Below are 10,805 nucleotides of genomic sequence, written 5' to 3' on the forward strand. Positions count from 1 at the left end.
TCACGCGCGCTGGCGGCTGCCCGGCATCGGTGCGACCGCAAGCCGGTCGAGTTCGCGCAGGTCGTTCTCCAGCGCGGGCGTGAGCGTCGTACGCAGATGGTCGAGGAAGGTGCGGATCTTCGCATCGAGATAGCGCCGCGTCGCATAGACGGCGTACACGCTGACCGTCTGCAGCCGGTACTCGGGCAGCACGCGGATCAGGCGCCCCGCGCGGAGGTCGTCGAGCACCGTATACAGCGCGACGCACGCGATGCCGCGCCCCGCCCGCACCGCGACGCACAGCGCATCCGGCACGTTGACCTGGAACGGTGCCGGCTGCAGTTCGTAGACCGTCTCCTCGTCGTCGTCGCGCTCGAGCCGCCACTCGCTGGCCGGCGATGCCGGCGTATCGAGGCGCAGGCACACGTGGTTCGGCAGGTCGTCGGGCGTCTTCGGCGTGCCGTGCCGCGCGAGGTATTCGCGCGATGCGACCAGCACGCTGCAACTGGTGCCGCAGGTCTGCGCGACGTAGCCGGAATCGGGCAGCTGCGACGCGGTCACGATCGACACGTCGTAGCCTTCCTCGACGAGGTTCGGCATCCGCTGCGCGAGCGTCAGCTCGACCGACACGTCCGGGTTGTCTTCCTGGTAGCGCACGATCGACGACACGACATGACTCTGCCCGAGCCCCGTCATCGCATGGATCCGCATCTTGCCGCTCGGCCGCAGCAGCGCGTTGCGCGCCTCGGCATTCGCGTAGTCGAATTCGGCCAGGATCGATTTCGCACGCTCGAAGTAACGCTCGCCGCTTTCGGTGAGGCCGAGATGGCGCGTCGTGCGATGCAGCAGGCGCGTCTGTACGTGGGCTTCGAGGTTCGACACCGCGCGCGACACCTGCGCGGTGGTCGCATCGATTTCTTTGGCGACCGCGGTGAAACTGCCGGCTTCGACAACGCGCACGAACAGGCGCATGTTTTCGAGCATGTCCATTGAATTGGCTTGGGGAGTGTCGGTGGGGAAACGTCGGCGGCGCTCGCGTCAGACGGCAATCGGGGCGTGCGCGCGAACCACGCGCAAGCGATCACCATGCCGGGGAACGGGCGGGAGAGCGGGCATCGCGTGCGTGGTTGTGGCATATCGGGGAATTCGGTGGCCCGAATTGTACGCCGCTGCAGACAAATTTGCGCGATCGCAGGGCCGCCAGGCTTTCATCCGATGAAAGGTTCCTGCAAGACGGATGCGGCGCGCGCAGGCAACGCGTTGATGCAGCGCGACAATTTGTATCACAACACGATATAATCGGCGACGTCCTCGCGCTGCGTCATCCGCATCGTCATTTTTACCGCTCAACCGTCCATGTCGTCAGGCTCCTCCCCGTCGCGCCGCACGTTCCGCCAATGGCTGCACAGCTTCATTCCCCATCCGATGACGCTCGGCTGGCGCGAGCGCATGCGCTCGTGCGCGGGCGCGCTCGTCGGGATCGCGACGGTCGGCGTCACGATGCGGCTGCTGCCCGGCGTGCCGGGCCTCGTGCCGCTGCTCGTCGCGCCGATGGGCGCGTCGGCCGTGCTGCTGTTCGCGGTGCCCGCGAGTCCGCTCGCGCAGCCCTGGTCGATCATTGGCGGCAATCTGGTGGCGGCGACCGTCGGCGTCGCCTGCGCGCAGTGGATCGCCGATCCGATCACGGCCGCCGCGGTCGCGGTCGCCCTCGCGATCGGCGGCATGTTCGTCCTGCGCTGCGTGCACCCGCCATCGGGCGCGGTCGCGCTGACGGCCGTGCTCGGCGGCCCGGCGATCCACGCGCTCGGCTTCGGCTTCGTGGTCGAGCCGATCGCACTGCAATCGGCGATCCTGCTGTCGGCCGCGCTCGTGTACCACGCACTGACGGGCCACCGCTATCCGCACGGCGGCGTGCGCCACGACGCGAAGCCGCAAGGCGGCAGCGCCGCGCCGGCACGCAGCGGCTTCACGCGCGCCGATCTCGACGCCGTGCTGAAGCGCCGCGGCGAATGGCTCGACGTCGACCCGGACGACCTCGAAATGCTGCTGCGCGAAACCGAGATGCAGGCCTATGCGCGCACGTTCGGCCAGCTCGCGTGCGCCGACCTGATGACGAAGAACGCGATCGAAATCGCGCCGTCGACGTCGATCACGGCCGCGCTGACGCTGCTCGACCGCCATCGCGTGAAGGCGCTGCCCGTCGTGGACGGCGACGATCGCCTGGTCGGCATCGTCACGCGCGCCGACCTCACGCGCCCGTTGCGCCGCCCGGCCCCGCTGTGGCAGCGGCTGGCCGCGCGGCTGCCGCAGTCGTTCGGCGGCCGGCCGCCCAGCGTCGCGACCGTGATGACCCGCGACGTCGCATCCGTGCCGCAGACCATGCCGATCACCGCGCTGGTGCCGCTGTTTACGCATTCGGGCCACCACCACATCCCGGTCGTCGACGCATCGCGCCGGCTCGTCGGCATCATCACGCAGACGGATCTCGTCACCGGCCTGTACCGGCAGACGCAGATGCTCGAGGCCGCGTAACGCGGACGATCAGCGGGCCGACGACAGCGTAATGCAGGTATTGCGCTGAAATTCGGCCATTTATATCATGTTGTGATATATTTAGCGTTACCGAAACTGCTGCCCGACCGACCGCAATGACCGACACCCGCCGCGCGCTGACCAAAAGCGATTTCCAGCAACTGTCCGAGTTCCGCTACCAGATGCGCCGCTTCGAGCGCTTCTCCGAACGCGCCGCGCAAAGCGAAGGCGTGACGCCGCTGCAGTACCTGCTGCTGCTGCACATCAAGGGCTACCCGCACCGCGAATGGGCCACCATCGGCGAACTCGCGGAACGCCTGCAGGCGCAGCATCACGGCGTCGTCGCGCTGGTGACGCGCTGCGAGGCGCTCGGGCTCGTGAAGCGCAAGACGAGCGAAGCGGACCGCCGGCAGGTCGAGGTCCACCTCGAGGAAGCCGGCGAAACGCTGCTCGCGCGCCTCGCGGCCATGCACCGCGCGGAACTGAAATCGCTCAAGGGCACGTTCCAGGTTCCGCAGATCGATTACTGACCCAGGCTTTACCGACCTATCCTCACGCCGATGAACGCACCACACAAACGCGACTTCTCGACCAACGAACGCCTGCCCAGGATCGCGTTGCTAGCGGCCGGAATCGGCTTGCTCGGCACGCTGGCGGCGTTCGTGCTGTCGAGCCTGATCCACCTGTTCACGAACCTGTTCTTCTTCCAGCAGTTTTCGTTCGCCGACCGTTCGCCCGCGCACCACACGCTCGGCGCATGGGTGATCGTCGTGCCGGTGATCGGCGGGCTGATCGTCGGGCTGATGGCGCGCTTCGGTTCGGAGAAGATCCGCGGCCACGGCATTCCCGAAGCGATCGAGGCGATCCTGTTCGGCAAGAGCCGCATGTCGCCGAAGGTCGCGATCCTCAAGCCGCTGTCGTCGGGTGTCGTGATCGGCAGCGGCGGCCCGTTCGGTGCCGAAGGCCCGATCATCATGACGGGCGGCGCGCTCGGCTCGCTGATCGCGCAATGCGTGCACGTGACCGCAGCCGAGCGCAAGACGCTGCTCGTCGCGGGCGCGGCCGCCGGCATGACCGCCGTGTTCGGCACGCCGGTCGCCGCCGTGCTGCTCGCGGTCGAACTGCTGCTGTTCGAATGGCGTCCGCGCAGTTTCCTGCCGGTCGCGCTCGCCTGCGCGGTCGCCGGTTTCGCCCGCGCCGTGTTCTTCGGTGTCGACCCGCTGTTTGCGCTGACCACGGCGCCGCCGACGCCCGTCGCGCTGCTGTCGTGCATCGTCGCGGGCCTGCTGTCGGGCGTGCTCGCGTGCGGCCTGTCGGCCGCGCTGTACCGCGTCGAGGACACCTTCGCGAAGCTGCCGGTGCACTGGATGTGGTGGCCGGCGCTCGGCGCGATCGTGATCGGCATCGGCGGCTGGCTCGAGCCGCGCGCGCTCGGTGTCGGCTACGACGTGATCGGCGACCTGCTGCACCAGCACATCGCGCTGAAGATCGCGCTCGCACTGTTGACCGTGAAGGCCGTGATGTGGGTGATCGCGCTCGGCTCCGGCACGTCCGGCGGTGTGCTCGCCCCGCTGCTGATGCTCGGCGCGGGCCTCGGCACCGTGCTGTCGCCGGTGCTGCCCGGCGGCGATCCGGCGCTGTGGCCGCTCGTCTGCATGGCCGCGACGCTCGGCGCCACGCTCGGCGCGCCGCTGACCGCGATCGTGTTCGCGTTCGGCCTCACGCACGACGCGAACGCGCTGCTGCCGCTGCTCGCGGCGACGCTCGTCGCGCACGGCTTCGCGACCGTCGTGATGAAGCGTTCGATCATGACGGAAAAGATCGCGCGCCGCGGTTACCACATCTACCGTGAATACGGCGTCGATCCGCTCGAACGCCATGACGTGGCCGAGGTAATGACGCCGGCCGACGATCTCGTCGCGATCGACGGCGCCACGACGCTCGACGCCGTCGAGTCGCAGTACTTCGGCGCGAAGCAGGCGCACCGTGCGTACCCCGTCGTGCAGAACGGTCGCCTGCTCGGTCTCGTCGATCGCGCGACACTCGACGCGCAGCGTGCGCAAGCCGGTCCCGACGCGGCGCTCGGGAACGCGTTCATCGATCGTGCGCCGGCCGTCGCGCAGGCGCACGAAACGTGCCGCGTGGTCGCGTCGCGGCTCGCGATGCTCGGCCTCGAACGCCTGCCGGTCGTCGACGATCCGCAATCGCTGCGCATCATCGGCATCGTGTCGCGCAGCGACCTCATCAAGCCCGCGCTCCAGCACTTCGACGACGAACACAAGCGCGAACGCTTCCGCCCGGTCGTACCGGTCAACCTGCGCGACGCCGGTGCGCGCAAGGCCAGCTGATACGTACCGCGCGCTTCACCGTCCCCTGCCGTTCCGGATCGGCGCGCACCCTGCGCGCCGGTTCGCATTCCGCCGCGTCCGGCGTTTAAACTTGGTTGACAATTCGTCGGACGAAAGTTTGTCATCATGGTACTCATGCGACGGGGCCACCATTTCAGCCATTCCACTTCGTCATCCAATAAAGAAGCGTCGCGGCGCGACATGCAGATACATGCAGCACGCCGCGGCCGTCAATCCGCCACACCACAGGGCAGCGAGCCGACCTCACGACGCATGACGTCGTCGCCGTGTCCCCGCCTCCATACGGGCCGCGCGCGATGCATGCGGCAGCGCAACAGAACGCCCAGCATCCTGGGTTTGCCGCTTGGCAAGCGCGCTAACAAGCGCTAACAACTTGTTTCGGAATCGCCGGAACCGCACTTGTCCGACGCACTCTCACAAGTACGCAGTTCTGCTGCGCATCGCATTCAATCAATCACGACTCGAGGGAGATAACACGTGAACGTGAAATACTTACCGCTCATCGCATTGACCGTGGCAATTTCCGCACACGCAGCCGACCCGGCCGCGCAGAATATGGGACAAAGTCAGAAGTCCGCCCAAGACGTCTCGGCATGCATCGCCAAGACCTGGGCCGACAAGTCGCAGCAACAGGTGGTCACGCAGAACGTGCTCGCCAACGGCCTCGCGACCGATGTCTACGTACCGGGCCAGCAACCGCCGAACGGCGCGGCCGCGATGGTTCGTCCGTCGTCGAAGCCGGGCGCGAAGACGTGGGTCGGCATGCGTGGCGACGCCGCTTCCGCGGGCGACATCAACGCCTGCCTGTAAGCTCCGCGCCGGATGGCAGCGCGCCGTCCGCATACGAGAAAGCCCCGCTTCGGCGGGGCTTTCTGCTTTCAGCGCGCCGGCCGCGCGCATGCGCTGCGGCCGGTGTTCATACGCTTACAGGTAGCTGCACACGTAGTCGAGCGTCTCGAGCACTTCGATGTCGAAGCGGCTCTTGCCCGGCACCGAGAACGACTCGCCGGCGCCGTAGGTTTGCCATTCGCTGCTGCCGTCGAGCTTCACGCGGCACTTGCCGGCCTGCACTTCCATCAATTCGGGCGCGTCCGTGCCGAAGTTGAGCGCGCACGGCAGGATCACGCCGAGCGTCTTGCGCGTGCCGTCCGGGAAGAGCACGGTATGCGACACGCACTTGCCGTCGAAATAGACGTTCGCGCGCTTGACGACCGATACGTTGTCGAATTGGGTTGCACTGGTCATGTGATGCCTCTGATTGCTGGATGCCGGATGGCGTGTTGTCGGAAGCCGGCCGGAACGGCGGGCCGGCCGCTATGATACCGGCTCGCGGCGAGCACGCCGCGAGCGGGAACGGTCGGGGGTGCACGGCAGATGATCAGGACCACTACGCGATGCATTGTCCGACTCATCTGAGCCCCTTGCGCCGCGCGGAATCGCGCAGGCAGTCGAGCAGCATCGACGCGGCCGGCGTGAGCGGGCTGTCGCGACGCGTGACGACCTGCACGGACACGCCGGGCAGCCGCTCGCGGATCGGCAGCACCGCGAGCTGGTCGCGCGCCCACTCGCCCTGCAGCAGCTGTTCGGGCATCGACGCGATCAGGTCGCAGCCCGTCATCAGGCTGTGCGCGAGCCCGAAGCTCGGGCATTCGACGACCCGCTGCGGCACCGGCAGCCCGTACGCGACGAACGAGTTGAACAGCACCTGGGTCGAGCTTTCCGGCGACGGATTCATCAGCCAGTCGGCCTCGACGAGATCGGCCAGCGACGTGGCCGATGCGAGCGGATGCCCCTTGCGCGCGACGATCAACGATCGGCTCGCATAGAGTTCCGCGTGGTCGAACTCGGCCGCCAGCAGTTCGGGCACGACGACGGCCACCGCGAAATCGAGCGAGCCGTCGTGCAGCCGCGGCAGCGCGACGCCCGGAAACCCTTCGATCAGATTGACGCGCGCGACCGGAAAGCGCCGCCGGAACGCGCGAAACGCGTCGGGCAGGATCGTCACCGCCGCGGCCGGCGTGATCGCCGCCGCGACCGAGCCCGTCATCGCGCCCTGCGCCTGCTCGATGTCGTCGCGCGCCCGCTGCATCTCGGCGACGATCAGCCGCGCGCGCACCTGCAGCTGCTGGCCGAACGCGGTGAGCTGCACGCCGCGCGCGGTGCGCACGACGAGCGACACGCCGAGCGCGATCTCCAGCTCCTTGACCGCCTTCGTCAGCGCCGCCGGCGACACGTTCAGGCGCCGCGCGGCCGCGCGGATGCTCCCTTCGTCCGCGACGGTGACGAACGCTTTCAGCTGATGGTATTTCATGGCGGCATGCGTGATTCGTGGAAACCCGACGCCCGGCCACGCATAGCGGATCAGGGTATTCCCGAGCGGCAACCGGTGGTGAGCACCAAAGCAATTTAGCAGCTTCTGGTACCCGACAGAAATTTATATGCTTGGCCGTCATATGTGCGTCAAACGCCCACCGGCCCCACCTGCCCCACAGGAGACACCATGCTGCAAGCCGTGAACCCCGTCATCCCCGGCATCGCCGCGATCGCCCCCGACCTGATCGACGTGCGCCGCCGCATCCACGCGCATCCGGAGCTCGCGTTCGAGGAAACGCTGACCAGCGATCTCGTCGCCGAGCTGCTCACGGGGTGGGGCTATGAAGTGCATCGCGGCATCGGCAAGACGGGCGTCGTCGGCGTGCTGCGCGAAGGACAAGGCACGCGCACCGTCGGCCTGCGCGCCGACATGGACGCGCTGCCGCTCGCCGAAGCCACCGGCCTGCCGTACGCGAGCCGCCACGCAAACAAGATGCATGCATGCGGTCACGACGGCCACACCGCGATGCTGCTGTGCGCGGCGCGCCACCTCGCCGCCACGCGCCAGTTCTCCGGCACGCTGAACCTGATCTTCCAGCCGGCCGAGGAAAACTTCGGCGGCGCGAAATCGATGATGGACGACGGCCTGTTCGAGCGCTTCCCGTGCGACGCGATCTTCGCGATCCACAACATGCCGGGCCGCGCCGCCGGCGACATGGCGTTCCGCACCGGTGCCGCGATGGCGTCGGCCGACCGCGTGACGATCACGCTGCGCGGCGTCGGCGGTCACGGCGCGATGCCGCACTTCGCGCGCGACCCGATGTCGGCAGCGGGCAGCATCATGGTCGCGCTGCAGACGATCGTCGCGCGCGAGGTCGATGCGCAGCATGCGGCCGTGATCACCGTCGGCAGCGTGCAGGCCGGCGAGACTTTCAACATCATTCCGGAAACCGTCGTGATGAAGCTGTCGGTGCGCGCGCTGGACGCCGACGTGCGCGCGCTGCTCGCACGCCGGATCGACGCGCTCGTGAAGGGCCAGGCGGAAAGCTTCGGCATCACGGCGGAAGTCGACTACGACTACGGCTATCCGGTCCTCGTGAACCATCCCGAACCGACCGCATTCGCTGCCAACATCGCCCGCCAGATGCTCGGCGCCGATCGCGTTGAAACCGAAGCCGCACCGCTGATGGGCAGCGAGGACTTCGCCTACATGCTCGAAGCACGCCCCGGCTGCTATGCGTTCATCGGCAACGGCATCGGCAGCAAGGGCGGCTGCATGGTGCACAACCCCGGCTACGACTTCAACGACGACATCCTCGCGATCGGCGCGAGTTACTGGGTCCGCGTCGCCGAAGCCTGGCTCGCGGCCTGACGGCCCTTCATCACGCAGTTCCGCGCCTTAGCAGGGGAACCTCATGGAAACGTCCGCCCTTCCGTTCGCCGGCTCGCCGGCCGACGCCCGCGCCGCCGCGAAGAAACGCCGCCTGATCGCGGCCGCCGCGGTCGGCAACGCGCTCGAGTTCTACGACTTCACGGTCTACAGCTTCTTCGCCATCCTGATCGGCAAGCTGTTCTTCCCGGTGCATTCGTCGTTCGGGCAATTGATGCTCGCGGTCGCGAGCTTCGGCGTCGGCTTCGTCACACGCCCGCTCGGCGGCCTCGTGATCGGCATGTATGCCGACCGCGCCGGCCGCAAGAAGGCGATGATCCTGACGCTGTTGCTGATGGCGCTCGGCACCGCGACGATCGCCATCGCGCCGACCTATGCGCAGATCGGCCTCGCCGCGCCGCTGCTGCTCGTGCTTGCGCGCCTGTTGCAAGGGTTTGCATCGGGCGGCGAAGTCGGTGCGTCGACGACGTTGCTGCTCGAACAGGCGCCGCAGCATCGCCGCGGCTTCTACGCGTCGTTCCAGTTCTCGAGCCAGGGGCTCGCCGCACTCGCCGGGGCGCTCACCGGCGTCGCGCTGACGTCGACGCTCAACGCCGCGCAGCTCGAAAGCTGGGGCTGGCGCGTGCCGTTCATCATCGGCACGCTGTTCGTGCCGCTCGGCTACTGGCTGCGCCGCACCGTCGAGGAAGTGCCGGCGGCCACGCCGGCCGCCGCGCACGACGACCCGGTTGCGTCGCTGCCGCTCGCCGACGTGCTGCGCCATCACGGCAAGGCCGTGTTCGCGGGCCTCGGTGTGACGATCGGCGGCACGTCGATCCACTACATCATCGTGTTCTACATGGCGATCTACGGCGTGCAGGTGCTGCACCTGCCGACCTGGCTGTCGATGACGGCCGGCTGCGTCGCCGGCGCGATCCTGATGCTCGTGACGCCGATCGGCGGCCACCTGTCCGACGTGTTCGGCCGCAACCGGATCGTCTGGTGGACGCGCATCGTGCTGATGGCCGCGATCTATCCCGCGTTCATCGCGCTGAACCGCTGGCCGGGCGCCGCGTCGCTGCTGTCGATCATCGCCGCGCTGTCGATCGTGCACGCGATCAACATCGGCGCGACGGGTGCGATGCTCGGCGAGCTGTTCCCGCGGGCGGTGCGGGCGACCGGCGGCGCGCTCGTGTACAGCGTGGGCGTCGCGATCTTCGGCGGCTTCGCGCAGTTCTTCGTCACGTGGCTGATCGCGGCGACCGGCAATCCGAATGCGCCCGCGTGGTATGCGATCGGCTGCGGCGTGCTCACGCTGCTCGCGATTCGCTGCATGGACGAGAAGGCCGGGAAGGCGCTCGATTGAGCGGTGGCGGCGCGGGACGTGCGACACGTCATTGACGCAGCGAACGCACATCGTGCATGATCGCTCCATGCACGACGCCACGCTCACCCTTTCGACGACCACGCGCACGACCGCCTTCGGCGGGCCCGTGCGGCGAGTGCGCGCAAGGTCGTAGCGCCCTTCACCGATTTCCACAGGCCCCGCCGGTTCCGGACGGGGTCTCGTCGTTTCTCCGTCCGAACCGGCCCTTCAGGAGAAACGCGATGTCCGAAGTCCCATCCCCGAAACGTGCGCTGCTCGTCATCGACATGCAAGTCGGGCTGTTCCATGGCCCCGATCGTCCGCATGACGGCGAACGCGTGCTGGCCAACGTCAACCAGCTGATTCGCCGCGCGCATGAAGCCGGCGCGCCCGTGTTCGCCGTGCGCCACACCGGTCCGGCGGGTTCGCCGATCGCGCCCGATGCGCCGCTCGCCGCATTGCTGCCGGCGCTCGCGATCGATACGGCACGCGACATCGTGTTCGACAAGACCCGGCCGAGTTGTTTCGCGGGCACGCGGCTCGCCGAGTGGTTGCATGCGAGAGGGATCGGCGAGATCGTGATTGCGGGAATGAAGACGCAATACTGCATCGACACCGCGTGCCGCGCGGCCGCCGATCTCGGCTTTCGTGCGGTGCTCGTCGCCGATGCGCATACCTGCATGGATACGCCCGCGTTACCGGCCGAGCGGATCGTCGCGCATCACAATGCGACGCTCGGCGGGCCGTTCGCGACGTTGACGACGACCGAGGCATGCGGGTTCTGACCGGCAACGCATACGACACGCCGCACGCCTGCCCCCCGGTAAACGCAACAAGGCACGGGCCACCCTCACCCGTGCCTTGCGTGCGCGACGCC

At 68.0% G+C, this 10,805-nt stretch carries 10 protein-coding genes; 7 read left to right on the forward strand and 3 right to left on the reverse strand.

Annotation, left to right across the window (positions count from 1 at the left end; genetic code table 11):
• Positions 1-969 carry a LysR family transcriptional regulator gene (locus tag U4Y91_RS20630; RefSeq protein ID WP_321806628.1) on the reverse strand — a complete coding sequence of 323 codons (969 nt, stop codon included), beginning with the start codon at positions 967-969 and terminating at the stop codon, positions 1-3.
• A gap of 366 nt (positions 970-1,335) precedes the next feature.
• On the opposite strand from U4Y91_RS20630, the gene U4Y91_RS20635 reads away from it, so the two are divergent.
• The 4 genes from U4Y91_RS20635 to U4Y91_RS20650 all read left to right on the forward strand — a co-directional run bounded on the left by U4Y91_RS20635 (position 1,336) and on the right by U4Y91_RS20650 (position 5,690).
• On the forward strand, positions 1,336-2,511 hold the full coding sequence (locus U4Y91_RS20635) for an HPP family protein (RefSeq protein WP_321806629.1): 1,176 nt from the start codon (positions 1,336-1,338) through the stop codon (positions 2,509-2,511).
• A 116-nt stretch (positions 2,512-2,627) separates the two neighbouring features.
• On the forward strand, positions 2,628-3,041 hold the full coding sequence (locus tag U4Y91_RS20640) for a helix-turn-helix domain-containing protein (RefSeq protein WP_321806630.1): 414 nt from the start codon (positions 2,628-2,630) through the stop codon (positions 3,039-3,041).
• Positions 3,042-3,071: 30 nt separating this feature from the next.
• Entirely contained in the window at positions 3,072-4,859 is a 1,788-nt protein-coding gene (locus tag U4Y91_RS20645; RefSeq protein ID WP_321806631.1) for a chloride channel protein, read from the forward strand.
• A 498-nt stretch (positions 4,860-5,357) separates the two neighbouring features.
• Complete coding sequence (locus U4Y91_RS20650; protein WP_321806632.1) at positions 5,358-5,690, forward strand: hypothetical protein; 333 nt, start codon at positions 5,358-5,360, stop codon at positions 5,688-5,690.
• A 114-nt stretch (positions 5,691-5,804) separates the two neighbouring features.
• Here U4Y91_RS20650 and U4Y91_RS20655 read toward each other — a convergent pair whose 3' ends face one another.
• Both U4Y91_RS20655 and U4Y91_RS20660 read right to left on the reverse strand, forming a co-directional pair.
• Complete coding sequence (locus U4Y91_RS20655) at positions 5,805-6,125, reverse strand: pyrimidine/purine nucleoside phosphorylase (RefSeq protein WP_006478890.1); 321 nt, start codon at positions 6,123-6,125, stop codon at positions 5,805-5,807.
• A gap of 163 nt (positions 6,126-6,288) precedes the next feature.
• Positions 6,289-7,191: a LysR substrate-binding domain-containing protein gene (locus U4Y91_RS20660; RefSeq protein WP_044843294.1), complete on the reverse strand. Its 903-nt coding sequence runs from the start codon at positions 7,189-7,191 to the stop codon at positions 6,289-6,291.
• Positions 7,192-7,380: 189 nt separating this feature from the next.
• Between U4Y91_RS20660 and U4Y91_RS20665 the strand changes: the two genes are divergently transcribed.
• The 3 genes from U4Y91_RS20665 (at position 7,381) to U4Y91_RS20675 (ending at position 10,713) form a co-directional block, all read left to right on the forward strand.
• Complete coding sequence (locus tag U4Y91_RS20665) at positions 7,381-8,565, forward strand: M20 aminoacylase family protein (protein WP_321806633.1); 1,185 nt, start codon at positions 7,381-7,383, stop codon at positions 8,563-8,565.
• Positions 8,566-8,608: 43 nt separating this feature from the next.
• Positions 8,609-9,928, forward strand: a complete 1,320-nt coding sequence (locus U4Y91_RS20670; protein WP_321806634.1) for an MFS transporter — start codon at positions 8,609-8,611, stop codon at positions 9,926-9,928.
• Between the two features lie 242 nt (positions 9,929-10,170).
• Complete coding sequence (locus tag U4Y91_RS20675; RefSeq protein ID WP_321806635.1) at positions 10,171-10,713, forward strand: cysteine hydrolase family protein; 543 nt, start codon at positions 10,171-10,173, stop codon at positions 10,711-10,713.
• The last annotated feature ends 92 nt before the right edge of the window (positions 10,714-10,805 follow it).

It is taken from the genome of Burkholderia sp. BCC1993 (genome assembly GCF_905339865.1).
Taxonomy (GTDB): Bacteria; Pseudomonadota; Gammaproteobacteria; order Burkholderiales; family Burkholderiaceae; genus Burkholderia.

Excerpts from the sequence above, each read along its gene's own strand:
- U4Y91_RS20630 (WP_321806628.1), bottom strand. The coding sequence starts at position 969 with ATGGACATGCTCGAAAACATGCGCCTGTTCGTGCGCGTTGTCGAAGCC.
- U4Y91_RS20635 (WP_321806629.1), top strand. The coding sequence starts at position 1,336 with ATGTCGTCAGGCTCCTCCCCGTCGCGCCGCACGTTCCGCCAATGGCTG.
- U4Y91_RS20640 (WP_321806630.1), top strand. The coding sequence starts at position 2,628 with ATGACCGACACCCGCCGCGCGCTGACCAAAAGCGATTTCCAGCAACTG.
- U4Y91_RS20645 (WP_321806631.1), top strand. The coding sequence starts at position 3,072 with ATGAACGCACCACACAAACGCGACTTCTCGACCAACGAACGCCTGCCC.
- U4Y91_RS20655 (WP_006478890.1), bottom strand. The coding sequence starts at position 6,125 with ATGACCAGTGCAACCCAATTCGACAACGTATCGGTCGTCAAGCGCGCG.
- U4Y91_RS20660 (WP_044843294.1), bottom strand. The coding sequence starts at position 7,191 with ATGAAATACCATCAGCTGAAAGCGTTCGTCACCGTCGCGGACGAAGGG.
- U4Y91_RS20665 (WP_321806633.1), top strand. The coding sequence starts at position 7,381 with ATGCTGCAAGCCGTGAACCCCGTCATCCCCGGCATCGCCGCGATCGCC.
- U4Y91_RS20670 (WP_321806634.1), top strand. The coding sequence starts at position 8,609 with ATGGAAACGTCCGCCCTTCCGTTCGCCGGCTCGCCGGCCGACGCCCGC.
- U4Y91_RS20675 (WP_321806635.1), top strand. The coding sequence starts at position 10,171 with ATGTCCGAAGTCCCATCCCCGAAACGTGCGCTGCTCGTCATCGACATG.